We start from the raw sequence: 26987 nt of genomic DNA on the forward strand, positions 1-26987 counted from the left end.
TTTCCGCGCGCCGGTTGCCCCACGTCAACGCACAAAAATATGTCGTTGCAGTCACGAAATCGGGTTTCGAAGACACATGGCAGCAATGTTGACGGTTTAGGGGACGAATGTGCGAGGCAGCTTTTATGGCGCGCATCGCATAATGCCGGGCTTTCCCCCCTCGCCCGGCCATTCCCTGAACTACGGGGCGGTCCCTGGCGACCGCCCCGATTTTTCAGCGCGATACCGCATCGCGCAATTGCGCCTTGTTCATCTTCGAGCGGCCGGCGATCCCGCGCTTCTTCGCCTCGGCATATAGCTCATCGCGGCTACAATGATCGCGCGCCTCCGCAGTCTTTTCCGCAATGTCCCCGGGCTGCGCAGAAAATTGCCGGCCCTTGCGCGTGTCGGCGCGCTTCTTGGCGGTCGTCCGGGCATATTCCTTGTCGGAAAGCGCTTCGCGTGCCTTCTTGGGCAGATATCGCTCACCGGTCTCGCCGCTCTGCTTGCCCGATTTGGTTCCCCATTCTTCCTCGGTCCATTGATGGAGCGAATTGTCAGCGTCCTTGCCGTCCTTATAGCCGCCGCCTCGCTTCTTATATTCGGTGACCGCCATCTGCGCCTTACGCGCTGACCACTGGCCTTTCTTCCCGCCTTTCGACCCGGCGGTGATTTCTTCCTTCACCTTCTCCCACAAGGCGGGGTCGGATTTTTCGGCGGTTTCGGACATCGGCTGCACCTCCTGTGCGACAAACCCGTCCCGCACCGAAAAGACGCAGACTCAACTCGCGGTGACGAAGCTGTCCATCACCCGCTTGCGTCCGGCCTGCTCGAAATCGATCTCCAGCTTGTTGCCCTCGATCTCCGCGATCGCGCCATAGCCAAATTTCTGGTGGAACACGCGCTGTCCCACGGAAAGGTCGCCCCGCCCCTTGTTGCCGAGGCTCACCGCGGAGGCGCGACTTTCGACCACCCGCACCGGCTCGCGCGTGAAGGTGCGGCTCGACCATTCGCCGCCGGGCTTGGCGCCGAGCGTTCCCGCCGCCCGCTGCCACCCCGGTCCGCGGCCGGTCCCTCGCGCCACATCGGCAAAGGGATCGGCGCGCTCGGACCAATTCGCGCGCCACAGGCTCTCGCCCCCCGACATGCTCGTCTCGCTCTCGACATGCTGGGGCGGCAGTTCCCCAACGAAGCGCGATGGGATCGAGCTGGTCCACTGGCCGTAGATGCGGCGATTGGCAGCGTGCAGGATCGTCGCCAGGCGCCGCGCGCGCGTGATCGCGACATAGGCTAGCCGCCGCTCCTCTTCCAGCGAGCGCGTCCCGCCTTCATCGAGCGCGCGCTGCGACGGGAACAACCCCTCCTCCCAGCCCGCGAGGAAGACGGTGTCGAATTCCAGCCCCTTGGCGGCGTGGATCGTCATGATCGTCACCTTGGGATCGTCGCGGGTCGCCTCATTGTCCATGACGAGGCTGACGTGTTCCAGGAACGCACCGAGGTTCTCATATTCCTCCATCGCGCGCACCAGCTCGGTGAGGTTCTCCAGCCGCCCCGCGGCCTCGGTCGACTTCTCCGCCTGATACATTGCGGTATAGCCGCTCTCATCGAGGATCTGCCGCGCCAGCTCGGGATGCGGCAGGTCGCGCGCCATATCGCGCCACCGCGCGACGTCGCCTACGAACCGCCCCAGCGCCTTGCGCGCCTGCGGGGTCAGCTCATCGGTGTCGAGAATGCGCGCCGCCGCGATCGACAGCGGCAACCCCTCGGCGCGCGCAAGCTGATGCAGCTTGGCAATCGCCTTGTCGCCGAGCCCACGCTTGGGCGTGTTGACGATCCGCTCGAACGCCAGATCGTCGGCGGGCTGGTTCACGACGCGCAGATACGCCAGCGCATCGCGGATTTCGGCACGCTCGTAGAAGCGGAACCCGCCGACGATCCGGTACGGCAACCCGATCGCGATGAAGCGATCCTCGAACTCGCGGGTCTGATGCTGCGCACGGACGAGGATCGCGACATCGTCGAGGCTCTTGCCCGATCGCTGCGTCGCCTCGATCTCGTCACCGACGCGACGTGCTTCCTCGGGACCGTCCCACACGCCCAGCACGCGGACCTTTTCGCCCGCGTCCAGCTCGGTCCACAATTCCTTGCCGAGCCGCCCGCCGTTGTTGGCGATCACCCCGGATGCGGCGCCCAGAATGTGCGGCGTTGACCGGTAGTTCTGCTCCAGCCGGATCACCTTCGCGCCAGGGAAGTCCTTTTCGAACTTCAGGATGTTCTCGACCTGCGCCCCGCGCCACGAATAGATCGACTGATCGTCGTCACCGACGCAGCAAATGTTGCGCCGCTCCTGCGCCAATAGCCGCAGCCAGAGGTACTGGACCGAGTTCGTGTCCTGGTATTCGTCGACCATGATGTAGCGAAAGCGCTGCTGATACTGCTCCAGCACGCCACGATCGCGCTTCAAGATCGTCAGCGCATGCAACAGCAGGTCACCGAAGTCACAGGCGTTCACCGCCTTCAGCCGTTCCTGATATTGCTGGTACAGCTCGCCACCCCGGCCGTTCGCATACCGCTCGCTCTCGCCCGCATCGACGTGGGCCGGCACCAACCCCTTGTTCTTCCATTCATCGATCAATCCGGCGAGCGACCGTGCTGGGAAGCGCTTCTCGTCGATGTCCGCAGCAAGCACCAGTTGCTTGAGCAACCGCAACTGATCGTCGGTGTCGAGAATGGTAAAATTGCTCTGCAAACCAACCAATTCGGCATGACGCCGCAGCATCTTGGCGCCGATCGCATGGAAGGTGCCCAACCACGGCATTCCCTCCACCGCATCGCCGACCAGCCGCCCGACCCGCTCGCGCATCTCGCGCGCCGCCTTGTTGGTGAAGGTTACCGACAGGATTTCCGAAGGATAGGCGCGTCTGGTCCACAGCAGATGCGCCAGCCGGGCCGTCAGCGCGGCCGTCTTGCCGGTGCCTGCTCCGGCCAGCACCAGCACCGGTCCGTCGGTCGTCAGCACCGCATCACGTTGCGGGGAGTTGAGCCCGGCCAGATAGGGCGGGTCCTGCGTAGCGGCGGAAAGATCGGTCACGCCGAACAGGTAGGGAACGCGTGCGCCACGGGCAAGCGAAACGGCGAAGAGTTACAGTCACGCGGGCGTCTTCGACCAGACGCACCGCCGTAAAGCCCCACGCCTAGGGGCCGTCGGGTCGGCGACCAGGGCGCGCCGGCAAGTCGCCCGCCTTGACGCAGAGGCGACGCATGTCGCGGCCGCCGAACCACCCCAGGAGTACCATCGATGAACCGCCTCGATTTCGCCGCGCTTGCGGTAACGCTGACACTTTGCCTTTCGCCGACAGCCGCAACGGCCGATGCCGATCGCGTGCCGCTCACCGCGCGAATCGCGGTCCGCGATCTCGACCTCGCCAGCCGCTTCGGTCAGGGGCAGTTCCGACGGCGCGTGGATCACGCCGCTGCCAGCACCTGCGGTGTCGGCATGAGCATCCGCGAGCGGCTCGACGTGCTGCGGTGCCACACCGAGATGCGCAGGGACGCGCAGGTCCGGCTCGCAGCACTCGCTCACAGCGGCGAGATCGAGGTCGCGGCGCTTATATCGCGCTGACCGTGACAGGGGGCGGGTCTCGCAGCGAGGTCCGCCTCTTGCCGCGATCAAGTGAAAGGACGAAGGTGCCAGCGCGTATCGTTGATCGGCCCTACATGTCATTGTGAAGGCGTCTGATTGACGCCAGTTTTCAATGCTGAGAGCGTCGATGGCTAGTCGGCATCTCGCGGCTATTAAATCCTTTCCGGATAAAGCAGCATAATACCTCGTCCGGCCGCCGCATACGCGACTTTGTGCACGCAGCTTAGTTTCTATCACGATCCCGCACCGGCGGACCGCTTCGTCATGCCGGCAATCCCAAAAACCTCACTGCATCAACCGATCTACTTTATTTGCCGGCCGATGACCGGGATCGGCGATAGGTCATCAAACTGTCACGCTTCACGCCGACAGCACGACTCGTCATGGCATCCAGTGTCCTTGAGGCTTCGCCTTCGTCACCGCCCGCGGCAACGCGATCGTTCGACGGTCCAGTCCATCCATTCGCTCGTTTCGCCTTCCTGGCGGTCGTCATTCTGGGCTTCGGCTATGCCGGGATCAGCGTCCTGATCGACACCCAGCAGGTCGGAGAGCAGCTTGCGCTTGGCGTCTTTGCCTTTTTGGGCCTCGCCCTGCTGATCGCGCTGGGGTTCGAGTTCGTCAACGGCTTCCACGACACGGCCAATGCGGTCGCGACCGTCATCTATACGAACGCGCTGCCCGCGCATTTCGCGGTCGTGTGGTCGGGCTTCTTCAACTTTCTCGGCGTTATGCTGTCGTCAGGGGCGGTCGCCTATTCGATCATCACGCTGCTCCCCGTCGACCTGATCCTGAATGTCGGCTCGGGTGCCGGGTTCGCGATGATCTTCGCGCTGCTGTTCGCAGCCGTGCTGTGGAACCTGGCGACCTGGTACGTCGGCTTGCCCAACAGCTCGAGCCACACGCTGATCGGGTCGGTGCTGGGCGTCGGTTTCGCCAACCAGCTGCTGACCAGCGACAGCGGCGGCACCTCGGGTGTCGACTGGACACAGGCGACCAAGGTGCTGACCGGGCTGTGGATGGCGCCGCTGATTGGGTTCGGGGCGGCGGCGCTGCTGCTTCTGGTCGTCCGCCACATGGCGCGCAATCCGCAACTCATGACCCCCCCTGAGGGCAATACGCCGCCTCCGCGTGGCATTCGCGCGCTGTTGATCTTCACCTGCACGGCGGTGTCGTTCAGCCACGGGTCGAACGACGGTCAGAAGGGCATGGGGCTGATCATGCTCATCCTGATCGGCTGCGCACCGACTGCCTACGCGCTGAACCGCACGCTGCCCGCAAGCGAGACGCCCGCCTTCGTCCAGAGCGCCAATGATGCGCGGACGACGCTGATCCAGCACGGAGCGGCCTCAGTCGAACCGGGGAAGGCACGAAAGATACTCCGCGATTCGCTGAAGAAGCGCGACGTGGTGAATGGACGCACCTACGGAGCAGCGATCGCCGTGTCGGAGGACCTCGCCCGCCGTGTCGCCGGATATGGCTCGTTGAGCCAGGTGCCCGCCAGTGCCGCACCCAACATCCGCAACGACATGTACATGGTCATGGACACGACGCGGATGATCACCTCCGCCGAGCATAATGGCTTCAACGATGGCGAGAAAGCGGTCCTCAACGACTATCGCACCCGGCTGGAGCGCGGGACGCGCTTCATCCCGCTGTGGGTGAAGGTGGCGGTGGCGCTGGCGCTCGGGCTCGGCACGATGGTCGGCTGGAAGCGAATCGTCGTCACGGTCGGCGAGCGGATCGGCAAGCAGCACATGACCTATGGCATGGGCGCATCGGCAGAACTGGTGGCAGCGGGTACGATCCTGGTCGCCGATCGCTTCGGCTTGCCCGTGTCCACGACCCACATCCTGTCGTCAGGTGTCGCTGGCGCCTCGGTGGCGAGCGGACATGGGCTGCAACGTCGTACGCTGATCCAGCTTGCCGCGGCCTGGCTCATGACGCTGCCGGTGGCGATGGTGCTTGCCGGCGGGCTTTATTGGTTGCTGCTGACCATCGTCAGGACCGCCGGACTTTAGCCGCGGTCGCCACCGCAAGCGAAAGGACCGATTTCCGCGACGGCCTTAGTTGGCTGGCGTGCCGAAGGGCTTGCCGCGATAAAAGCGGCAGAGTTTCACACGCTCAACTTGAAGCACGCGCTACAATCACCGCGCGCGACAAACGCCGTTCGCGTCAGCTTTCGACGGAAAGCAGTGTTACCCCGGCATAACGCTCCTCGCCCGGCACAAACAATTCGCTTGGCTTGAACCGCCGTGGCGTAATGCGCAGCGCCGAGAGTCCCGCCAATTTAAAGGCGCCGATCTTCGGTTCCTTCGGCGGCTGCCCGTCACGCTCCAGCGTCAGCGCGTCGAGGTAAATCTCACCATGCTTGGTGTAGAGGATATGTGGGGCCAGCGTCACGCTGCCACGATTGTACATCGCTGCAATCGCCTGCAATTTGACGATCGCCTCGAAGACGACGGGAACGGTATCGGGCACCGCCGGCGCGGGCCGGCTGTCGGTTTCGGCACTCATCGCGCGCCCCATAGCCGATCGCGCCGCACCGCAGCAAGATTGACGTCGGAAACGCTGCGTTCCCGCGCCGGACCTTCAGGAAGCGCCGAGCAACTTCTGTGCGAAATACGTCATTTGCAGCGCCTGGAGCCTTGCCCCCTGCTCGATGTCAGCATCCCCCGAGTGGCCCCCCGCAGTATCCTCGTAGAACAGATAGGGGAGCCCGAACTCTTTGAGCCGCGCGGCGAATTTGCGGGCGTGCTGCGGGCCGACGCGATCGTCCTTGGTGGTCGTCCAGATATATGGCTCGGGGTACGCCACGCCGCGTTTGACGTTGTGATACGGTGAGATCCGGCGCAGAAACGCTCGCTCCTCGGGCACCGCCACCGATCCATATTCGTCCACCCACGACGCGCCGGCCGCGATCCGTTCGTAGCGCAGCATGTCTAGCAACGGCACCTGAATGGTCACCGCTTTCCACAATTCGGGATGCTGATTGAGTTCGACTCCCATCAGCAGCCCGCCGTTCGAGCCGCCATAGATGCCGAGCTTCGCAGCACTGGTGAATCGGCGAGCCATCAGGTCCTTGGCGACCGCAGCGAAATCGTCGTAGATCACCTGACGCTTGGTCTTGCGCCCTGCATCGTGCCATGCCGGACCGAACTCGCCCCCGCCGCGGATATTGGCGAGGACATAGGCACCCCCGTGCTCCAGCCACAATTTGCCGGTGATCGCCGAATAGCTGGGCAGCATCGGTAATTCGAAACCACCGTACGCGGTCATGATCGTCGGCGTGCTGCCGTCACGTGGCGCATCGCGACGATGCACGATGAAATACGGGATATTAGTCCCGTCGCTCGATGTGGCCTCGAACTGGTCGGCCACAAGGCCGGCTGCGTCGAACTTCGCGGGTAGCGCCTTTACCTGCGTCGGCGCCGCATCGCTTCCGGCAAGGAAGCGCGCGAGCGTCGTTGGGGTGAGAAAGCCCGTGGTCACCAGGAAGGCGTCGTCGTTGTGGTCGCTGGTCCCGGCGACACCGAAGCTGGCATTGTCGGGGAGGGCCATCTGCTGTGCGCTCCAGCCGACAGCCGTGGGCGTATAGACATTGATCCGGCCACGTACATTATCGGTATAATCGAGGATCAGGTGATGCCGGGCGGCATCGACGCCGCTCACAGCCTGGCGAGCTGTCGGTGCGAAGATCAGCGTCGGCGCCATCCGTCCGGCTACCAATTCCTTCAGCGGCAACGAGGCGACGGCGCCGGTCGGGATCGCCCCCCACGGCTCGCTGGTCGTGAAGATGACGCGCCCGTCGATCATCGCCACAGGTGCGGTACGCGGCGGCAGATCGAGCTTCGTCACTCCGGTCGGCGTCCACAACAGCCGCTCGGCACCGAAGAAGGTCTTCTGCCGCTCGATGAACACCGCGCGGTTGCCGGCGCCATCGGTGATCACGCTGGCGTAGCTGCCGAGTTGATCGTCGGGTGCGCCGCGGAAAACTTCCGCTGCCTGCGACAATGGTTGGCCGCGGCTCACCTTCTTGACGACGAACGGATAACTCGACGCGGTCATCGTGCCCGCGCCCCAATCGCGGCTGACCAGCAGCGTGTCCTTGTCGAGCCACACCGCGCCCTGCTTCGAGGTCGGCAGCACGAAGCCGTCGGCCACGAACTGCCCGGCCGCCAGATCGAACTCGCGGTAGGTGACCGCATCCTCACCGCCCTCGGACAGCGCGACGAGGCACAGCCGCTCGTCGGGCGCGAGGCAGGTCATTCCCTTGTAGACCCATTTGCGCCCTTCGGCGGCGCTGAGCGCGTCGACGTCGAGAAGCGTGCGCCAGGCTGGCGTCGGTGCCGCATAGTCCTCGATCGTCGTCCAGCGGAGGATGCCCTGCGGATGATCCGCGTCTCGCCAGAAGTTGACGATCCGCCCCATCACCTGCTGCGGCATCGGAATACGATCCTTCGCCGCGGCGATCGCCAGCGCTTCGGCATAGAACTGGCGGTAGCGTGGATCGTTCTGGAGGCGCGGGAGCGTCCGAGCATTCTCGGCGGCGACCCACGCCTGCGCACGCGAACCGTCCTTATCCTCAAGCCAGATATATGGATCGGTGTTCGCCACGCGCTGCGCCCAAGCGGCCGCCGCCGTCATCGTCAACGCCGCACCTGTCAGCAACCAACCGATCCGATTGCGCTTCATTCCTGTCGCTCCGTTCGCCATCATGGTGTTGTGCGATACCGTCCCGGCGGGAACAACCCCGTCGTCGATGCGTCAACGGCGCAGCATGATGGATCCGCCAACGGCCGCCGACGGCCTTCCCCTGCCGAGGCGTTACGCAGCGATCGGCGCGCTCTCGTTCGGGACCGCCTTGGTGATCATCGATGGTGGCGTCGCCAATGTCGCCTTGCCGACCATCGCGCGAGACCTGCATGTCGGATCATCGTCGGTGGTGGCGATCGTGACGGTCTATCAGTTGATGCTGGTCATGCTGATGCTGCCGTTCGCCGGTCTGGGCGATCGGATCGGCCTGAAACGCATGTACCAGCTGGGACAGATGATCTTCACGATCGCCACGTTGCTGTGCTTCTTCGCCAAGAGCCTGCCCTTCCTGCTGGTCGTCCGGGCGGTACAGGCGGTCGGGGCCGCCGGGGCGCTGGCCGTGGCGTCGGCGCTGATCCGCCAGACCTATCCCTCGGCGCAGCTCGGACGCGGATTGGGGATCAACTCGGTCGTCGTTGCGTCGTCGGCCGCCGCGGCGCCGACCATCGGAGGACTGGTGCTATCGATCGCGCCGTGGCCGTGGGTATTCGCCAGCGCGATCCCCTTTGCGGTCGCCTCCTTGCTGCTCGGCCGTGCGTTGCCCGACCCGGCGCCGCGTGACCGGCCGTTCGACGCGATCGGCGCGGTGCTGTGCGCTTCGATGTTCGGGCTCATCATCGGCGGGGCCGAAAGCGCGGTGCATGGCGACAGCCCGGTCGTATCGTTCGCGATCGTCGCGTTGGGAGTGGTGATCGGCCGCTTCTACATCCGTCGGGAGCGACGTTCGACGCAGCCGATCCTGCCGGTCGACCTGCTGTCGCGACCGGTGATCGCGTTATCGACGATCGGCGGGTTTACGGCCTTCACCGCATCGATGACGCTGCTGCTGTCGACGCCGTTTCGCCTGACGCACAGCTACGGCATGTCCGCCGCAGCGGTCGGCGCGGTGATCGCGCCGTGGCCGCTGACCAACATGATCGTCGCGCCGCTGATGGGGTGGCTGTCGGATCGGATACCGGCGGGATTGCTGGGCGGGATCGGCATGGCGATCTCGACCACGGCCTTGCTGTTGCTTGCCTTCATGCCCGCCGATCCTTCGTGGTTCGATATTGCGTGGCGCATGTCGCTGTGCGGTGCGGGGTTCGGCACCTTCCTGCCGCCCAATGCCCGGCTCATCATCGGCTCAGCACCCCGCGAACGGGCGGCCGCGGCGGGCGGGTTGGTCAGCACCGTACGGCTCGTCGGGCAAACGACCGGCGCAACGGTGGTGGCAGGGCTGCTCGCGCTGGACGTCGGTGCCGGACGGACACCGCCGCTCGCCGCGGCCGGGCTGGCGGTGATCGCGGGCCTGTGTAGCCTCGCGCGGTTGCGGCCGTCGATCCGCGATCCGGAGCGCGGCGAGGCCGAGGACGTGCAACCCGCGGCCGCGGTCCGCTGACCGTTCAGCCGCGCGCGCCGATCCACGCCAGCCAAAGCCATCCCCCGATCAGCAACGTGCCGCCAAGGGGCGTGATTGCGCCCAGCCAACGCGGCAACCCGAGCGCCATCAGGTACAAGGTGCCCGCGAAAATCGCACTACCCGCCAGAAACAGCCATGCCGGCCCCCGCGCCTCGAAGCGCACGGCGAGCAACGCCGCCAGCGCATGGACGAGCTGATAATGCGCGCCGGTCTTCAACCACTCGACCGCCGCGCCCGAAGCGCCGTGCGCACCGAACGCGCCGGCCGCGACGGCCAAGGCGCCGGACAGCGGCGCCAGTACGAGGATCAGGTTCACGATCGCTCTCCCCCGCCCCACGGATGATGTTCGGCGATCATCGCGCGCGCGGCGCGGGGATCGGTGGCCTCGATCTGGATGCGCAGCCGCTCCTTGTCGCTGGCGCGATACATCTGCTCGGCGCGGTCGATGTCGCCGGGGGCGATGTCCAGCCCGGTCATCGCCAGCCGCGCCATCTTCACGGCCGACTCCATGACCTCACGAATAACGGCGCGGGCCGGACCATTCTTCAGCTTGATCAAAGCGCGACGATCGTAAGCGCGGACGTAGAGCGCCGCATTCGGGAACGCCTCGTGGATCGCCTCCAGCTGGTCGAGCGACAACTGGTCGCCGTCCATGCAGAACAGGATCAGCTCGGCCTCCCCCCCGCCCGCCTGCCGCAACAGATCGAGCCGGGTGCCGTCGCCGTAATAGACCTTGGACCCAAGCTCCCCGGCGATGTCGATCATCTCGATATCGGTGTCGATCAGCGTGACCGGAATATCCTGCGCCATCAGCATCTGCCCGACCGTCTGGCCGAAGCGACCATAGCCGACGATGATCGCGTTTGCCCCGTCCGCCTTCGGCCCGTCACGGTCGCTCTGCGCGGCGATCGGTTCCTCGCGGAAACGGCGGGTGAACATCATCAGGAACGGCGTCGTGGCCATCGACAGCGTGATGATCGCGCCGAACAGGCTCGCGGCATCCGGGGCGATCAACAGCGCCTGTTGCGCCTGTGCCAGCAGCACGAACCCGAACTCACCGCCCTGGCTGAGCAACAGACCGAGCGCTAGCGCCTGTCGCCAGCCCATGCGAAACGCCAGCCCGAGCACAGTGATGATCGCGGCCTTGGTCGCGATCAGCGCGGCGGCCATCGCGATCACGAACACCGGGCGATCAGCAATCGCCTCCAAATTCAGCATCATGCCGACCGCGAGGAAGAAGAGGCCCAGCAGGATGGCGCGGAACGGCTCGACGTCGGTTTCCAGCTCGTGCCGGTACGGACTGTCAGCGAGCATCACGCCCGCGACGAACGCCCCGAGCGCGGTGGAAAGGCCCAGCCGTTCCATGACCGCCGCCGCCGCGATCACCGTGAACAGCGCGGCGAACACGAACATCTCGCGCTCGCCCAGATGCCCGATCAAGCGGAACAATGGTCGCAGCACGAAGCGGCCGGCCGCGACCAGCCCGACGATCGCCAGGATCGTATAGAGCCCCAGGACCCAGCCCTCGGGCCCGCTGGTGGCAGCGGGATTGCGGCTCATCGCGGCGATGATCGTGATCATCGGGATGATCGACAGATCCTGGAACAGCAGGATCGAGAAGGCGCGCTCCCCGAAGGGCGTGCGCAGCCGCCCGGAGGATTGCAGCATCGGCAACACCTGCGCGGTCGACGACAATGCGAGCGGCATGCCCACCGCGAGCGCCGCGGCCAGCGAGAAGCGCGCGGCAAGCGCCAGGATCGCGGCCAAGGCGATGCCGCAGGCAACGACCTGGATCAGCCCGAGGCCGAAAATGTCTTCCTTGAGCCGCCACAGCCGCTGTGGGCTGAGTTCGAGCCCGACGATGAACAGCAGCAGCGTGATGCCGAGTTCGGCGAATCCCAGCTTCGCCTCGGCATCGCCGACCAATCCGAGAAGATGCGGTCCCACCACTGCGCCGGCGACGAGGAAGCCCAGCGTCGCACCGAGGCCTAGCCGACGGAACAGCAGCACGAATACCAGCCCGCTTCCGAGCAGGATCGTGCCGTCGCGAATCATCGAAAGGTCAGCGTGTTCCATCAGCTACCCCGCGCGGTGCGTGCCTGATCGGCCGCATCGGCCGCGGCCTCGAACGCGAGGCGGATCGACGGATGCCGCGCGGTCAGCTTCAGCCCGGGCGTGAACAGATCGAGGCCCGGCCAGTCGGGCACGTCGCCTTCGCCCGCCAGCCAGTGCGTCAGCGCGTCGCGCGCCCCGACCAGTTCCTCGACCGAGCGGCCGACCGCGTGACGGGCGAGCAACGTCGAGGACGCCTGACCGAGCAGGCAGGCGCGCACCTGCGTGCCCAGCGCCGCGACGCGGCCGTCCTCGCCGAGCCGAACGTCGACGGTCACGCGGCTGCCGCAGATCGGGGAACGGCGCTCGGCGGAACCATGTGCATCCGGCAGGCGATCCGGAAAGGGATTGCCGATCGCCAAGGCGCTGATCTCGGGGGTGTATAGGTCGAGGCTCATCAGGGTCGGTCGCTTTGGCGGGAGGGAGTACGCGGGCCGAACACCGGCTGCCCCTTGCGGCGGCGGTCGACGAAATCAGCCACCGCGCCACTGGTCGCCACGAGCAGCGGGAAGATACGCGCATTCTTGACCCACGCCGGGCGCCGGGTGGGCCCGCCGCCGGTCAGATCCAGCATCAGGACGAGGAACAGGAAGGCAAGGCTGGCGAGGATAAGGCCCTTGAGCGCGCCGAAGCCAAAGCCCAGCGCGCGATCGATCGGGCCGAGGACCGACGTGCGGGTGCGGGCCGAAATCGCGTTGATGATCAATCGACTGACCAGATAGGTCCCGCCGGTCAGCAGCACAAAGGCCAGCACCGCCGCGCCGGACACGCTGGCGATCGAGCCGGCCAGCGCCTTCGACAGCGGCAGATGCAGGATCTTGAGCGCGAAGATCATCGCGACCCACGCGAACAGCGCCAACACCTCGCCGACGAACCCGCGCCGTGCACCGCCGATCGCCGTCAGTGCGACGAGCACGAGGACGGCAATATCGAGCGGTTCGAGATTCATGCGCCTTCCTTATGGTGCGATCCGCCGTCCGGCTAGGCCCGGATGTTGGCGAAGGTGGCGCCAATCGCCACCCATGCGCGCCTCAGGGCCGCACCTGATGGTCCCGTCGGACCGCCAGCCTAGCAAAAGTTGGCGCATGTAGGACAGCGCTCACCCACGCCCCAGCAGGTGATCGACGAACTGCCCCAAGGTGCGGAACGCCGATTGGCGCATCGCAGCCGTGTCGACCGACGAGGGCAGCAAGGCACGCTCGAACCCTAGTTTCGCCGACTCCTTCAGACGAAGCGGAGCGTGCGCGACGGGGCGTAACTCTCCTGACAGCGCAATCTCACCAAAGGCGACCGCGTCGGCGGGGACCGGGCGTTCGCTGAGACCGGACACCAGCGCGGCGGCGACCGCGAGGTCTGCAGCAGGATCCTGAATGCGATAGCCGCCGGCGACGTTGAGATAGACTTCGCAGGTCGAGAAGCTGAGCCCACACCGCGCCTCCAGCACCGCGAGGATCATCGCCAGCCGCGCCGAGTCCCAGCCGACCACCGACCGACGCGGCGTCGCGCCGCTCGCCACCCGCACGACCAGCGCCTGTATTTCAACCAACACCGGACGCGTACCCTCCAGCGCCGGGAAGACGGTGGCGCCAGTCACCCCCTCGTCACGCTGCGTGAGAAACAGTGCCGAAGGGTTTGAAACCTCAACCAATCCGTCGCCCGCCATTGCGAACACACCGATCTCGTCGGTGCCCCCGAAGCGGTTCTTGAGGCTGCGCAGAATGCGATATTGATGACTGCGCTCGCCCTCGAAGCTGAGCACCGTATCGACCATATGCTCCAGCACGCGCGGGCCGGCGATCGCGCCGTCCTTGGTGACGTGGCCGACCAGCACCACCGCGGTGCCGCGTTCCTTGGCAAAGCGGATCAGTTCCTGCGCGGTGGCGCGCACCTGGCTGACGGTGCCGGGGGCGCCCTCGATCAGATCGGAATGCATCGTCTGGATCGAATCGATCACCAGCAGGCGCGGCGGGGTTCCATGCCCCAGTGTCGTCAGGATATCCCGCGTGGATGTTGCCGCCGCGAGCCGCACCGGGGCATCGCCAAGTCCCAATCGTTGCGCGCGCAGTCGCACCTGATCCGCCGCCTCCTCGCCGGAAACATAGGCAACGTCGTGGCCGGCGCGCGCGAGCGCCGCAGCCGCCTGTAACAGCAAGGTCGACTTGCCGATCCCCGGGTCGCCGCCGATCAACGTCGCCGATCCCGCGACCAGCCCGCCGCCCAGCGCGCGATCGAACTCGGCGATCCCGAACGGAAGCCTGTCGGGCAGTACCGATTGCGCGTCGAGCGCGGTCATCGCGATCATCCGCCCGCCGCCTTGCAGATTGTGCTTCGCCTGGAACGGCGTAGCGTTGAGCGGCGCTTCCTCGACCAGCGTGTTCCATTCGGAGCAATCCACGCACTGACCCTGCCAGCGATGATGGACCGAGCCGCACGACTGGCAGACAAATCTCTTTTGAACCTTCGCCATTGTTTGCGCCTAGCGCATCAGGAACGATCAGGGAACACACTTAAGGTGAACAAGACGTTCATCGCAGGGCAAGGCGGGTTCTCACAAGTTCGGAACCCTGTTGGGGGCGGACCGTTTGCTCCCGACCAAGATTTTTGCCAACGAGTAAAGGAGTTCCTCGTGAAGCATTTCGCCGTTCTCGCCCTTGCCTCTGCTGCGCTGATCCCTGGCGCTGCGCTTGCACAGGCGCCGGCCCAGGCACCCGCAGCCGGCCAGACCACCGCGGCGACAGGCGCCGCCGTCACCACCGGTGCGACCGTCTATGACACGTCGGGCGGCGTCGTCGGTACGGTCGAATCGACCGACGGCACCAACGCCGTCGTCAATACCGGCACTGTAAAGGCCGCTATCCCGCTGACCTCGCTCGGCAAGGGTGCACAGGGACCGGTGCTGGCCATGACCAAGGCGCAGCTTGAGGCTGCTGCCGGCCAGCAGCAGGCGCAGGCATCCGCGGAGTTCAAGTCGAAGCTGGTCCCCGGTGCGACCGTATATGGCATCGGCGGGACGCAGCTGGGGACGATCAAGTCGGTCGACGCCAGCGGCGTGACGCTGACCACCACCGATGGTGATGCGGTGCTGCCGGTGACCGGCTTCGGCCCGGGGCCTCAGGGCATCGTGCTCGGCATGACCGCGGCGCAGTTGAAGGCGGCGATGTCGGCCGCAGCGCCGGCAGCGGGCGCGACGGCGGCGGCGGGTGCCACCGCCGATGCGACGACTGCGACTGCCGATACGGCGGCTGCGACGACGACCACCGAGACCGCGGCGCCGGCAAAGTCCAAGCGCAAGCCGCGCTGAGTTGGGTGGTGGCGGGGTTCGGCCCCGCCGCTGACCTTGGCGAGACGCCGTCCGTGCGGTCAGGCACGGGCGGCGTTTCGTTTGTTGGGACGTGAGTCTTTCGACCGTCTGGAGGACGAGGCGGGATCGCGAGATGACGCCTTTTCGGGTGATGGGTTGGTACAGCCGATCGTCATTGCGAGCGTAGCGAAGCAATCCAGGGCGTCGTGATCCGGCCTTGGATTGCTTCGCTACGCTCGCAATGACGGACGTGGGCAGCTGGCGTCGGCTCTGGAGCGATCGCTTGTAGGGCAGAAGCGGGGCCCCGGATCAAGTCCGGGGCGACGTAGCCTCAAGCGGCGACGGTACGCGCTTCCAGCGCGGCGCGGATCGCGGCGATCGCGTCGGCGGCCTTTTCGCCATCGGGACCACCGCCTTGTGCCATGTCCGGGCGACCGCCGCCGCCCTGCCCGCCAAGAACCGCCACCGCCTGTCGCAGCAGGTCGACCGCGCTGATCTGACCCGCCAGATCGGCGGTGACGCCGACCGCGACCGAGGCGCGGCCATCGTTGACCGCGACCAATGCCGCGACGCCCGAGCCGACGCGCGCCTTGGCATCGTCGACCGCGCCGCGCAGGCCCTTGGCCTCGAACCCGTCGAGCACCTGACCGACGAAGCCGACGCCGCCGACCGTCTCGGGGCCCGCCGCCGCACCACCGCTGCCGCCGCCGAGCGCCAGCGCCTTTTTCGCCTCGGCCAGTTCGCGCTCGAGCCGGCGGCGATCCTCGACCAGCGCCGCGACGCGCGCGGGCACTTCGTCGGGCGACGCCTTGAGCGTCGCCGCCGCCTCGCGCAGCTTTTCGTCGCGCGCGTTGAGCCATTGGCGCGCCGCCTCGCCGGTCAGCGCCTCGACGCGCCGGACCCCCGAGGACACCGCGCTCTCACCGACGATCTTGAACACGCCGATGTCGCCGAGCGCGCGGACATGCGTACCGCCGCACAATTCGATCGAATAGGTTTTGCCGTCGTCTTCGGTGCCCATCGACACGACGCGCACCTCGTCGCCGTATTTCTCGCCAAACAGCGCCATCGCACCCTCGGCGATCGCCTCGTCGGGGGTCATCAGCCGCGTCTCGACGCTGCCGTTGCGGCGAATCTGCGCGTTGACCGCGCGTTCGGCCTCGGCGAGTTCGTCAGCGGTCATTGCGCTGTTGTGCGAGACGTCGAAGCGCAGCCGCTCGGGCGCGACCAGCGAGCCCTTTTGCGCGACATGCGTGCCGATCTTCTGGCGCAGCGCCTCGTGAAGCAAGTGGGTGGCGGAGTGGTTGGCGCGGATCGCGGCACGACGCGCGACATCGATCGCCAGCTTGACGGTATCGCCGACCTTCAGCGCGCCCGCAGCGATCGTCGCATGGTGGACGAACAATTTGCCGAGCTGTTTCGAGGTTTCGGCAACGTCGGCGTGGAAGCCATTGTCGCTGCTGATGATCCCTGCGTCACCGACCTGTCCGCCGCTCTCGCCGTAGAAGGGCGTCTGGTTGACGATCACGTCGACGGTGTCGCCGGTCGCTGCGTGATCGACACGCTTGCCGTCCTTGACCAGCGCGAGCACCACGCCTTCGCCGACGTCGCTGCTGTAGCCGGTGAACTCGGTCGCGCCGACTTCCTCGACCAGATCGAACCACAGATCGTCCGATGCCTTTGCGCCCGAGCCCTTCCATGCGGCGCGCGCGGCGCGCTTCTGTTCGGCCATCGCGGCGTCGAAGCCGGCGCGGTCGACCTTGAAGTCCTGCGCGCGCAGCGCGTCTTCGGTCAGGTCGTAGGGGAAGCCGTAGGTGTCATAGAGGCGGAAGGCCGTGTCGCCGGACAGCGTGTCGCCCGGCTTCATCCCCGTCGTCGCATCGTCGAGCAGCCGCAGCCCCTTGTCGAGCGTCTGGCGGAATCGCGTCTCCTCCTGCCGCAACGTCGCCTCGATCAGCGGCTGGGCGCGGATCAGTTCGGGATAGGCGACGCCCATCTCGGCGACGAGCGCCGGGACCAGCCGGTGCATCAGCGGCTCCTTCGCGCCGAGCAGATGCGCGTGGCGCATCGCGCGACGCATGATCCGGCGCAGCACATAGCCGCGGCCTTCGTTGGCGGGCAGCACGCCATCGGCGACGAGGAAGCCCGAGCAGCGCAGGTGATCCGCGATCACGCGGTGGCTCGCCTGATTGTCGCCGGTGGTGTGCGTGTGCGTCAGCGCGCCGGAGGCGGCGATTAGCGCCTTGAACGTGTCGGTGTCATAATTGTCGGTGACGCCCTGCAGCACCGCCGCGACGCGCTCCAGCCCCATGCCGGTGTCGATCGAGGGGCGCGGCAGATCGCCGACGATCGCATCGGCCTCCTGCACATGCTGCATGAACACGAGGTTCCAGATCTCGACGAAACGGTCGCCGTCTTCATCCGGGCTGCCCGGGGGGCCACCGGGGATATGCTCGCCGTGATCGTAGAAGATTTCCGAGCACGGGCCGCACGGACCATCCGAGCCCATCGCCCAGAAATTGTCCTTGGTCGGGATGCGGATGATGCGATGTTCGGGAAGCCCGGCGATCTTCTTCCACAGCTCGAACGCCTGATCGTCGGTGTGGAAGACGGTGGCGGTCAATTTGTCCGCCGGCAGCCCCCATTCCTTCGTCAGCAGCGTCCAGGCGTGGGTGATCGCCTGTTCCTTGAAATAGTCGCCGAAGCTGAAATTCCCCAGCATCTCGAAGAAGGTATGGTGGCGCGCGGTGTAGCCGACATTGTCGAGATCGTTGTGCTTGCCGCCGGCGCGGACGCATTTCTGCGACGACGTCGCCGTGCTGTAGGGCCGCGTCTCCAGCCCGGTGAAGACGTTCTTGAACGGCACCATGCCCGCGTTGACGAACATCAGCGTCGGATCGTTCTGCGGCACCAGCGGCGCCGAGGGCACGATCTGGTGCCCGGCCGAACCGAAATAGTCGAGGAACGAGCGGCGAATGTCGTTGGTAGCGGTCATGGCGCTCGACTTAATCCGCGAACGGCGCGCTGCCTAGGCCCCCAGCGTGCGCAACGGCTCGTCGCGCGAGGGACGGTCGCGCGGTTGTTACCGTCACCTATGTATGCGAAGCCGCCTGCCGACGATTCGGGGGTAAGCTGAATGAAGCATTTACTGACGCTTGCCGCGATTGCGGCGGCGACGCTCGCGAATGGCGCGACGGCGGCGACGCTGATCCAGTTCGACAGCGAACAGGGCGCCTCCCGCGGCTTCGACGCATTCGACAGCCGCACGGGCACGCTGAACGCGGTCACGTTGACGGTCAAGCTTGCGAAGACGCGCGGCTGGGCCGTCGGGGCGCCGAGCGGCAGCGCTTCCACCGCGAACGTCTCGTGGACCATCGCCGGCAACTGGCGTCTCGGGTCGAACAACAATGCGCTCGGTGAGCCGCTCGTGGCGCTGAACGGATCGGGGAGCGCCGTCGTGCCGCTCGACCGGAGCGACGGCGACTATGATTTCGGCTTCTTCGGGGTCACCGCGACCGGCGCGGCAACCTTCCAGTTCGATCCGGCGCAGTTCCTCAATCGGCGGATCACGTTCAACGGCTACGATCTGGGGCAGACGGTCGGGTCGGGCGACACCAGCTTCACCGGGATCCCTGCGGGCGGCACCATCAACCAGCTCCGGGGCGGGTGCATCGTCGACAATGGCAATGCCAGCGCGCCGGGTGAGGATTTCTGCGGCAGCGCGAGTTACACGCTGACCTACGATTACACCCCGGCAGTGCCGGAGCCCGGCACCTGGGCGCTGATGATCGCCGGGTTCGCCGCCACGGGGGCCGCGCTGCGTCGCCGCCGCCGGACGCTGGCCGTCGGCTGACGCTCAGACCGGGCGGTCGAGCGAGGCCGGCGGGGTGCTGAACCACGCCGGCCCGCTGTCCGTCATGTGGAAGCAGTCCTCCAGCCGCACGCCGAATTTGCCGGGCAGGTAGAGGCCGGGCTCGTCCGAGAAGCACATGCCGGCGGCGAGCGCGGTGCTTTCGCCGTGGACGAGGTTGACCGGTTCGTGCCCGTCCATCCCGATTCCGTGTCCGGTGCGATGCGACAGGCCAGGCAGCCGATAGCCCGGACCATAGCCGAGCGTCTCGTAATACCCGCGCACCGCGTCGTCGATCGTGCCGGCCGCCACCCCGATCCGCGCCGCGCGGAATGCAAGCGCCTGTGCGGCCTTCACCCGATCCCAGACCGTGCGTTGCTCGGCGGTGGCCGCGCCGTGCACCCAGGTGCGCGACACGTCGGATTGATAGCCCTGCACGGTGCAGCCGCAGTCCATCAGGACGACCTGCCCGTCGGCGAGGCGGATCACCTCGCGGCTGCCGTGCGGCAGCGCCGCGGCCGGACCGATCAGCGCCATCGAGAATTCGGGGTCGCCACCAAGCTTTCGAGTCGCCGCGGTCATCAGCGCGCCGATCTGCGCGCCGGTCATTCCCGCCTCGACGCGCGGATGCGTCCAGCGATAGGCGGCGATCGTCACATCGGTAGCGCATTGCATCAGCGCGATCTCGGCCGGCGTCTTGATCATGCGGCACCCGCGGACGACCGGGTTGGCGCTGACCAGCTTCGCGCCGGGTAGCGCGTGCGCCAGCCCATCGAACGCGAAGAAGCGCGCACTTTCCTCGATGCCAATCGTGCGGCCCGCCAATTTGCGGTCGCGCAGGAAGCCGGCCACGACCTTGAGCGGATCCTCGTCCTCCTGCCACACGCGCACCTCTGCGGGGACGGCAAGCGTCTGGCGGACCGAGGGTTCCTCGAAGAAGGGCGTGACGATGCAGGGATCGCCCTCGACCGGGATCACCGCCGCGGTCAGCCGCTCGCTGCGATGCCAGACGACACCCGTGAAGTAGATCAGGCTCGATCCCGGCTCGATCAGCACCGCCGCGATCCCGTGCGCCTTCATCAAGGCCTGCGCGCGCGCCAGCCGCCGCGCGCGCTCCGCCGCGCCGATCGGCACCGCGCCGCCGGTCAGATCCGACAGGCCAGCAAGATCGGGCTCGGCGGCACGCACGATCGAGGTGGCGAGCACGGCAGCGGCACCGCCCAGAACGGCGCGGCGCGAAGGGCGGGAGTGGGCGAGGAACATGGTTGCGAACGATACGGTGCTTGACCGAGCCGCCGCAATCCCCTTCCCTGTCGGCACAATTGGGAGCGATGAATGGCCAAGCGGCTGACTCTGTATATCCTTGGCGGGCTGGTGCTCGGGCTGATCGTCGGGCTGGTGCTCAACAGCTGGCTCGACGACGGCTCGCCCGCCGCGCAGGTGCGGCTGACCGAGATTGCGGGTTATTTCTCGATCCTGACCAGCATCTTCCTGCGGCTCATCAAGATGATCATCGCGCCGCTCGTCTTCGCGACCTTGGTGTCGGGGATCGCGCAGATGGGCGATACCGCCGCGCTTGGGCGGATCGGCGCGCGTAGCCTCGCGTGGTTCATCACCGCCAGCCTGTTGTCGCTGACTTTGGGTCTCGTGATGGTCAACCTGCTGAAGCCCGGCGTCGGGATCGGGCTGCCGCTGCCGCCCGCGGGCGAGGCGACGGGGCTGGCGACCGCCGCGTTCAACCTGAAGGACTTCTTCACGCATATCGTCCCCGCCTCGATGGTGGATGCGATGGCGAAGAACGAGATCCTGCAGATCGTCGTGATGTCGGTGTTCGTCGGGGTCGCGATCACCGCGGTCGGTGAAAAGGCCGCGCCTTTGGTGAAGGCGATCGACGCGCTGGTGCACGTCATGCTGCGGGTCACCGATTATGTGATGCGCGTGGCACCGGTCGCGGTGTTCGCGGCGGTAGCGGGAACGCTGACCGAGCGCGGGCCGGCGGTGATCGGGCAGCTCGCGTACTTCATGGGCAGCTTCTACCTGACCTTGCTGGTGCTGTGGGCGGTGCTGCTGGGGATCGGCTTCCTGTTCATCGGTGCCCGCATCCGCGAGTTGATCCGTTACGTGCGCGAGCCGTTGCTGGTCGCGTTCTCGACCGCCTCGTCGGAGGCGGCGTACCCGCGGATGCTGGAAGCGCTCGACCGCTTCGGCGTGCCGCCGCGGATCGCCAGCTTCGTGCTGCCGCTCGGTTATTCGTTCAATCTCGACGGATCGATGATCTACATGACCTTCGCGTCGATCTTCATCGCGCAGGCGTACGGCATCGACATGTCGCTGGGGCAGATGATCACGATGCTGCTGGTGCTGATGGTCACGTCGAAGGGGATCGCGGGCGTACCGCGCGCCAGTCTGGTGGTGATCGCGGCGACCCTGCCGATGTTCAAGCTGCCCGAGGCGGGGTTGTTGCTGGTGCTGGCGATCGATCATTTCCTCGACATGGGGCGCACCGCAACGAACGTGATCGGCAATGCGGTGGCGAGCGCGGTGATCGCGAAATGGGAGGGCGGGCTCGACCCGCGCGAATCGCCGGTGATCGCGGGAGCCGCGGCGCCTTCGGGGCATGGGCCGGCGCGTGAGGTGGAGAGTTTCCGGGAGGTTTAAGGGTTTGGCTGCTTGCCTGCGGCCACTCCGTCATTCCCGCGCAGGCGGAAATCCAGAACCTCTGACGTTCAAATTCTATCGACGGACCTGCGCGTCTGGATTCCCGCCTTCGCGGGAATGACGGCGTTGATTTTACGGAGTCTGCAAGTCAATTCCGTGGCGGTTGGCGACGGTAGCTGAGCGCTTCGGCGATGTGGATGCGCCCGATCGTCTCCGCCACGGCGAGATCGGCGATCGTCCGCGCGACGCGAAGGATGCGCGTATAGCCGCGCGCTGACAGCTTCATTGCCACCGCCGCCTGCGCCAGCAATTCGCGCCCCGCCGCGTCGGGTGAGGCGAAGCGTTCGAGCGTCTCTCCATCGAGTTCCGCATTCGTGCGCAGGCCGCTGTCCGCCAATCGCGTGGTCTGGATCGCCCGCGCTGCCGCAACCCGCGTTGCGACCTCCACCGAGCCCTCGGCGGGCGGCAACGTCAGGTCGACGGCGCTGACCGCCGCGACCTCGACGTGCAGATCGATGCGGTCGAGCAGTGGTCCGGACACCTTCGCCTGATAGTCGGCCGCGCATTTCGGGGCGCGGGCGCAGGCTAGCGCGGCGTCGCCGAGGTGCCCGCAGCGGCACGGGTTCATCGCCGCGATCAGCTGGACGCGTGCCGGGTAGGTGACATGCGCATTGGCCCGCGCGACGCTGACGGTGCCGCTTTCCAGCGGCTGGCGGAGCGAATCGAGCACCGCGCGCTGGAACTCGGGCAACTCGTCGAGGAACAGCACGCCGTGGTGCGCGAGGCTGACTTCGCCCGGCTTCACCTTCAGGCCACCGCCCGTCAGCGCCGCCATGCTCGCGGAATGATGCGGGCTGCGGAACGGGCGCGTGCGGGTCAGCGTGCCGCCCGGCAGCGTGCCCGCGACCGACTGGACCATCGATACCTCCAGCGCCTCTGCGGGATCGAGCGGCGGGAGGATGCCGGGCAGGCACGCTGCCATCAGCGACTTGCCCGCACCCGGCGGGCCGACGAACAGCAAATTGTGCGCGCCCGCGGCGGCGATCTCCAGCGCGCGCTTGGCGACTTCCTGCCCCTTCACCTGTCGCAGATCGGGGCCGGTTCGCGCCTCCTGCACGTCGCCAGGCTTCGGCAGCGCCAGAAGGCCGTGGCCTTTCAGATGGTTGAGCAGCGCGAGCAGGTCGGGGGCGGCGATCACCTCGATGCTGCCGCTCCACGCCGCCTCGCTTCCCTGCGCGGCGGGGCAGATCAGCCCCCTGCCCGTCTCGGCGGCGTGAAGCGCGGCGAGAAGGACGCCCGGCGACGGCGCGAGCCGCCCGTCGAGGCCCAGTTCGCCGACGATGACGTAATCGGCGAGCGCCTCTGCATCGACCACGCCCATCGCCGCGAGCAACCCGAGCGCGATCGGCAGATCGAAGTGCGAGCCTTCCTTGGGCAGATCGGCGGGCGACAGGTTCACCGCAATGCGCTTGGGCGGCAATGACAAGCCCATCGCCGCGATCGCGCCGCGCACCCGCTCGCGGCTTTCACCGACTGCCTTGTCGGCCAGCCCGACGACGTTGAAGGCGGGCAGCCCGGGGATCAGCTGCACCTGCACCTCGACGCTGCGCGCCTCCAGCCCCAGATAGGCTACCGTCGATACGATCGCGACCATGTTCCCCCCCGTCCCCGCGCGCCTCATAGCGGCTTTGCAGCGCGGCGAAATGGCGAAGCGGTGACTTGCAACTGCAACACACCGGCGCCACATCGTCATCATGACCCGCCGCCATCCGGCCCTGCGATATGCGCAATTGCTGCTTGGTGGGCTGTTGCTGCTACTCGCCGCGGTGATCGCGCCCTTGCCGGGGCCGGGCGGTGTGTTTCCGATGGCGGCGGGGTTGGTGCTGATCCTGCGCAACTCGCCACGCAGCCGGCTGTGGTTCGCGCGCGCCAAGCGACGCTGGCCACGAATCGGCGGGATCGTCGATGTCGCGCTCCGCCGGCGCAGTGCGCTGCGGCGGCGCGCGCGCGATCGTGCGGCGGCGCGTTGACTTTGGCGGCAGCCTCCCCTAACGGCGTCCTTCTTTCGGGCCGTCCGCTTGGGCGGCCCTTCGACATTCGATTTCGGGACATGAACGATGAAGCGGACCTTTCAGCCGAGCAATCTGGTGCGCGCCCGCCGTCACGGCTTCCGCGCGCGGATGGCCACGGTCGGCGGCCGGGCGGTGATCCGGGCGCGTCGCGCGCGCGGTCGCAAGAAGCTGTCGGCGTAATCACGACGGATACCCGCCCTTCCGTGGCTGCGGCTGCGGTCGGGCGGATGACCAGACGGCCGGAGTATCTGGCCGCGAACGCCGGGCGTCGGGTGCCGATGCCCGGCTTCGTGCTTCTGGTGCACCCGCGCGACGACGGTGACACGACGATGCGGATCGGCATCACCGTCACCAAGAAGGTCGGCAACGCGGTGGTGCGCAACCGCATCAAGCGGCGCTTTCGCGCGCTGTCGCGTGAGATCCTGCCCGATCATGGCTGGCCCGGCGCCGATCACGTATTGATCGGGCGCGAGGCGGCGCTCACCTCCGATTATGCGGACCTGCGCGGGCATCTGGCCAAGGCGCTGGCGAAGAGCCGCAGCGTCGCGCCGGGCGGCAATCGATCACGGCCGAAACGGTGATCGCACGCGTGCTGATCCTGCTCGCACGCGGGTGGCAGCTGGGGCCGTCGGTCCTGCTACCGCCCTCGTGCCGGTTTCAGCCGTCATGTTCAGCCTATGCAATCGAGGCGCTTCGCCGCTATGGCGCGGGCAAAGGTAGTTGGCTGGCAATACGCCGGATTGCGCGGTGCCATCCCTGGGGCGGGCACGGGCACGATCCGGTGCCATAAGGAAAGCGTGGGACGCTGGTGAAGGACGAGAGCAAGAACTTCGTGCTGTTCGCGGTGATCGCGGCGCTGATCCTGTTCGGATGGCCGCTGATCCAGAGCCGCGTCTTCCCGACGGCGAACCCGCCCGCGACCAAGATGGTCGACGGCAAGAACAAGCCGCTGCCCAATCCCGCGGCGGACCCGACCGCCGACTCGCCCGCGGCGCTCCGCGACCGCACGGTGGTGCTGGCCGAGAGCCCGCGCGTTCGGATCGACACGCCCGCGCTCAAGGGCTCGATCAACCTGAAGGGTGCGCGGATCGATGATCTGGTGCTGACCCGCTACAAGGAATCGATCGCCAAGGATTCGCCGCCGATCCGGTTGTTCTCGCCCGCGGGGACGCAGGACGCCTATTTCGCAGGCTTCGGCTGGCGTGCCGCTGGTCTGACCCCGCCCGCCGCCGATGCGGTGTGGACGGCGTCGGCGCCGGTGTTGACGCCGGGCAAGCCGGTGACGCTGACCGCCAGCAACCCGCAGGGGCAGCGGTTCGCGATCGAGATCGCGGTCGACAACGATTATCTGTTCACTGTCAAGCAGACCGTGGCCAATGGCGGCGGTGCGGCGGTGCCGGTCGCGGCCTATGGCCTGGTCAGCCGGGTCGGGGTCTCAAAGGACCCGGACAGCTGGACGATCCACACCGGGCCGATGTCGGTCAACAACGGTGCGGCGCATTACAATCCCAATTTCAAGGACGTCGACAAGGAGCCGACCCGCTTCACGACGACCGGCGGCTGGTTGGGCTTCACCGACAAATACTGGCTCGCCGCGCTCGTCCCCGATCAGGGCCGCGCGTTCGACGGGCAGTTCCGTGCCGGGGCGAACAGCGCTTATCAGGCCGACTTCACCACCGCGCCGCAGATGCTGCCGCCCGGCCGTCAGCTGACGCAGACCGCCAAGCTGTTCGCGGGCGCCAAGGAAGTGAAGCTGCTCGATCGCTACACCGACACCGGTGCGGTGACGAAGCTCGACTATGCGATCGACTGGGGCTGGTTCCGGTTGGTCGAGAAGCCGATCTTCTATTATCTCGATTGGCTGTTCCGGCTTGTCGGCAATTTCGGCGTCGCGATCATCATCCTGACGCTGACGATCCGCCTGCTCGTCTTCCCGATCGCGCAGCGCCAGTTCGCGAGCATGGCGGCGATGCGTGCGCTCCAGCCGAAGATGAAGGCCATCCAGGAACGCTACAAGGACGACAAGCAGCGCCAGCAGCAGGAGACGATGGCGCTGTACAAGGCGGAGAAGGTCAATCCGCTCGCCGGCTGCCTGCCGTCGCTGATCCAGATCCCGATCTTCTACGCGCTCTACAAGGCGCTGATGCTGACAATCGAAATGCGTCACCAGCCGTTCGCCTTGTGGATCAAGGATCTGTCCGCGCCCGATCCCGCCACGATCCTGAACCTGTTCGGCTATATTCCGATCACCTTGCCGCACTTCCTCGCGATCGGCGTGGTGCCGGTGCTGCTGGGCATTTCGATGTTCTTCCAGTTCCGCCTCAACCCGACGCAGATGGACCCGGCGCAGCAGCAGGTGTTCGCGATCCTGCCGTGGGTGCTGATGTTCGTGATGGCGCCGTTCGCGGTCGGGCTGCAGATCTACTGGATCACCACCAACTGCATCTCGATCCTGCAGCAGAAGTGGCTGTACAGCCGCCATCCGCAGCTCAAGAACGCGTCGCCCAAGTGAGCGACATCAATCCCCGGTTCGACGAGGACGCGATCGAGGCGGCGCGCAAGCGTTTCGCCGGACCGATCGAGTTCCTGAAGTCCGCGCCCGCGCTCGACTTCCTGCCCGCCGACGAGGTGCCGGAGGTTGCGTTCGCGGGGCGCTCGAACGTCGGCAAGTCGTCGCTGCTCAACGCGCTGACCGGGCGCAAGGCGCTGGCGCGCACGTCGGTGACGCCGGGGCGGACGCAGGAGTTGAACTTCTTCGACGTCGGCGATCCGCTCGCCTTTCGGCTGGTCGACATGCCGGGCTATGGCTTTGCCAAGGCGCCCAAGGATATCGTCAAGAAGTGGCGGTTCCTGGTGAACGACTATCTGCGCGGGCGGCAGGCGCTGAAGCGCGCGCTGGTGCTGATCGACAGTCGTCACGGGATCAAGGACGTCGACCGCGAGATCCTCGAGATGCTAGACCGCGCGGCAGTCAGCTACCGGCTGGTGATGACCAAGGCGGATAAGGTGAAGGCCAGCGACCTCGCCGTGACGGTCGCCGCGACCGAGGCCGAGGCGCGCAAGCGGGCGGCCGCGCACCCGGAGATCATCGTCACCTCCAGCGAAGGCGGGATGGGAATCGCGGAGTTGCGCGCCGCGGTGGTCGAGGCGATCGGCTGAGC

The 26987-nt window shown here is 66.8% G+C and carries 24 protein-coding genes; 12 read left to right on the forward strand and 12 right to left on the reverse strand.

The genetic code is table 11. The features are described from left to right. Positions 1 to 214 precede the first annotated feature (214 nt). Positions 215 to 709: a DUF5872 domain-containing protein gene (locus SPHPH_RS0106080; protein WP_028965888.1), complete on the reverse strand. Its 495-nt coding sequence runs from the start codon at positions 707 to 709 to the stop codon at positions 215 to 217. A 51-nt stretch (positions 710 to 760) separates the two neighbouring features. Beyond that, on the reverse strand, positions 761 to 3079 hold the full coding sequence (locus SPHPH_RS0106085; RefSeq protein ID WP_420329300.1) for an ATP-dependent helicase: 2319 nt from the start codon (positions 3077 to 3079) through the stop codon (positions 761 to 763). 198 nt (positions 3080 to 3277) lie between these two features. Here SPHPH_RS0106085 and SPHPH_RS0106090 point away from each other — a divergent pair, with 198 nt between their 5' ends. Both SPHPH_RS0106090 and SPHPH_RS0106095 read left to right on the forward strand, forming a co-directional pair. After that, positions 3278 to 3601 carry a UrcA family protein gene (locus SPHPH_RS0106090; RefSeq protein WP_028965890.1) on the forward strand — a complete coding sequence of 108 codons (324 nt, stop codon included), beginning with the start codon at positions 3278 to 3280 and terminating at the stop codon, positions 3599 to 3601. Between the two features lie 404 nt (positions 3602 to 4005). Next, positions 4006 to 5640 carry an inorganic phosphate transporter gene (locus tag SPHPH_RS0106095; protein WP_028965891.1) on the forward strand — a complete coding sequence of 545 codons (1635 nt, stop codon included), beginning with the start codon at positions 4006 to 4008 and terminating at the stop codon, positions 5638 to 5640. A gap of 154 nt (positions 5641 to 5794) precedes the next feature. Here the strand turns inward: SPHPH_RS0106095 and SPHPH_RS0106100 are convergent, their stop codons facing one another. Together SPHPH_RS0106100 and SPHPH_RS0106105 are read right to left on the reverse strand one after the other, a co-directional pair. Further along, positions 5795 to 6136, reverse strand: coding sequence for a hypothetical protein (locus SPHPH_RS0106100; RefSeq protein WP_051273225.1), 342 nt, complete (start codon positions 6134 to 6136; stop codon positions 5795 to 5797). 75 nt (positions 6137 to 6211) lie between these two features. After that, entirely contained in the window at positions 6212 to 8314 is a 2103-nt protein-coding gene (locus SPHPH_RS0106105) for a prolyl oligopeptidase family serine peptidase (RefSeq protein WP_037488175.1), read from the reverse strand. An 88-nt stretch (positions 8315 to 8402) separates the two neighbouring features. Between SPHPH_RS0106105 and SPHPH_RS0106110 the strand changes: the two genes are divergently transcribed. Then, positions 8403 to 9812 (forward strand): MFS transporter, encoded by a 1410-nt coding sequence (locus tag SPHPH_RS0106110; protein ID WP_202900701.1) that lies wholly within the window; start codon positions 8403 to 8405, stop codon positions 9810 to 9812. Positions 9813 to 9816: 4 nt separating this feature from the next. On the opposite strand, the gene SPHPH_RS0106115 is transcribed toward SPHPH_RS0106110, so the two are convergent. From SPHPH_RS0106115 to radA, 5 genes are all read right to left on the reverse strand, one after another. Continuing rightward, positions 9817 to 10143, reverse strand: a complete 327-nt coding sequence (locus SPHPH_RS0106115) for a DUF423 domain-containing protein (protein ID WP_037489231.1) — start codon at positions 10141 to 10143, stop codon at positions 9817 to 9819. Between the two features lie 2 nt (positions 10144 to 10145). After that, on the reverse strand, positions 10146 to 11909 hold the full coding sequence (locus SPHPH_RS0106120; RefSeq protein ID WP_037488177.1) for a cation:proton antiporter domain-containing protein: 1764 nt from the start codon (positions 11907 to 11909) through the stop codon (positions 10146 to 10148). Next, positions 11909 to 12343 carry an iron-sulfur cluster assembly scaffold protein gene (locus SPHPH_RS0106125; protein WP_028965897.1) on the reverse strand — a complete coding sequence of 145 codons (435 nt, stop codon included), beginning with the start codon at positions 12341 to 12343 and terminating at the stop codon, positions 11909 to 11911. Before SPHPH_RS0106125 ends, SPHPH_RS0106120 begins: the two co-directional genes overlap by 1 nt. After that, a complete protein-coding gene (locus tag SPHPH_RS0106130) occupies positions 12343 to 12894 on the reverse strand; it encodes a CvpA family protein (protein WP_028965898.1) in 552 nt (183 codons plus the stop codon). Before SPHPH_RS0106130 ends, SPHPH_RS0106125 begins: the two co-directional genes overlap by 1 nt. A gap of 150 nt (positions 12895 to 13044) precedes the next feature. Further along, complete coding sequence (gene radA, locus SPHPH_RS0106135) at positions 13045 to 14412, reverse strand: DNA repair protein RadA (protein WP_028965899.1); 1368 nt, start codon at positions 14410 to 14412, stop codon at positions 13045 to 13047. A gap of 159 nt (positions 14413 to 14571) precedes the next feature. On the opposite strand from radA, the gene SPHPH_RS19060 reads away from it, so the two are divergent. Next, entirely contained in the window at positions 14572 to 15246 is a 675-nt protein-coding gene (locus tag SPHPH_RS19060; protein ID WP_051272871.1) for a hypothetical protein, read from the forward strand. Between the two features lie 331 nt (positions 15247 to 15577). On the opposite strand, the gene alaS is transcribed toward SPHPH_RS19060, so the two are convergent. Next, on the reverse strand, positions 15578 to 18241 hold the full coding sequence (gene alaS / locus SPHPH_RS0106145) for an alanine--tRNA ligase (protein ID WP_028965900.1): 2664 nt from the start codon (positions 18239 to 18241) through the stop codon (positions 15578 to 15580). Positions 18242 to 18382: 141 nt separating this feature from the next. Here alaS and SPHPH_RS0106150 point away from each other — a divergent pair, with 141 nt between their 5' ends. Continuing rightward, positions 18383 to 19099, forward strand: a complete 717-nt coding sequence (locus SPHPH_RS0106150) for a choice-of-anchor E domain-containing protein (RefSeq protein ID WP_028965901.1) — start codon at positions 18383 to 18385, stop codon at positions 19097 to 19099. 3 nt (positions 19100 to 19102) lie between these two features. On the opposite strand, the gene SPHPH_RS0106155 is transcribed toward SPHPH_RS0106150, so the two are convergent. Beyond that, positions 19103 to 20359, reverse strand: a complete 1257-nt coding sequence (locus tag SPHPH_RS0106155) for a M24 family metallopeptidase (RefSeq protein ID WP_037488180.1) — start codon at positions 20357 to 20359, stop codon at positions 19103 to 19105. Between the two features lie 72 nt (positions 20360 to 20431). Here SPHPH_RS0106155 and SPHPH_RS0106160 point away from each other — a divergent pair, with 72 nt between their 5' ends. Next, positions 20432 to 21754, forward strand: a complete 1323-nt coding sequence (locus tag SPHPH_RS0106160; protein WP_028965903.1) for a dicarboxylate/amino acid:cation symporter — start codon at positions 20432 to 20434, stop codon at positions 21752 to 21754. A gap of 148 nt (positions 21755 to 21902) precedes the next feature. Here SPHPH_RS0106160 and SPHPH_RS0106165 read toward each other — a convergent pair whose 3' ends face one another. After that, positions 21903 to 23408: a YifB family Mg chelatase-like AAA ATPase gene (locus SPHPH_RS0106165; RefSeq protein WP_028965904.1), complete on the reverse strand. Its 1506-nt coding sequence runs from the start codon at positions 23406 to 23408 to the stop codon at positions 21903 to 21905. A gap of 100 nt (positions 23409 to 23508) precedes the next feature. Between SPHPH_RS0106165 and SPHPH_RS0106170 the strand changes: the two genes are divergently transcribed. The 6 genes from SPHPH_RS0106170 (at position 23509) to yihA (ending at position 26985) form a co-directional block, all read left to right on the forward strand. Then, positions 23509 to 23784, forward strand: coding sequence for a hypothetical protein (locus tag SPHPH_RS0106170; protein ID WP_051272872.1), 276 nt, complete (start codon positions 23509 to 23511; stop codon positions 23782 to 23784). A gap of 87 nt (positions 23785 to 23871) precedes the next feature. Further along, on the forward strand, positions 23872 to 24006 hold the full coding sequence (gene rpmH / locus SPHPH_RS0106175; protein WP_028056723.1) for a 50S ribosomal protein L34: 135 nt from the start codon (positions 23872 to 23874) through the stop codon (positions 24004 to 24006). Between the two features lie 47 nt (positions 24007 to 24053). Next, the gene (gene rnpA, locus SPHPH_RS19065; protein WP_051273227.1) at positions 24054 to 24407 is read left to right on the forward strand and encodes a ribonuclease P protein component; all 354 of its coding nucleotides are present in this window, start codon (positions 24054 to 24056) and stop codon (positions 24405 to 24407) included. After that, positions 24404 to 24616, forward strand: coding sequence for a membrane protein insertion efficiency factor YidD (gene yidD / locus SPHPH_RS20730; RefSeq protein ID WP_184032497.1), 213 nt, complete (start codon positions 24404 to 24406; stop codon positions 24614 to 24616). The genes rnpA and yidD overlap by 4 nt, the downstream gene beginning before the upstream one ends. Before the next feature lie 18 nt (positions 24617 to 24634). Next, positions 24635 to 26338, forward strand: a complete 1704-nt coding sequence (gene yidC / locus SPHPH_RS0106185; RefSeq protein ID WP_028965906.1) for a membrane protein insertase YidC — start codon at positions 24635 to 24637, stop codon at positions 26336 to 26338. After that, a complete protein-coding gene (gene yihA / locus SPHPH_RS0106190) occupies positions 26335 to 26985 on the forward strand; it encodes a ribosome biogenesis GTP-binding protein YihA/YsxC (protein ID WP_028965907.1) in 651 nt (216 codons plus the stop codon). Before yidC ends, yihA begins: the two co-directional genes overlap by 4 nt. Positions 26986 to 26987 lie beyond the last annotated feature (2 nt).

The sequence above is a fragment of the Sphingomonas phyllosphaerae FA2 genome, from assembly GCF_000427645.1.
Classification (GTDB): domain Bacteria; phylum Pseudomonadota; class Alphaproteobacteria; order Sphingomonadales; family Sphingomonadaceae; genus Sphingomonas; species Sphingomonas phyllosphaerae.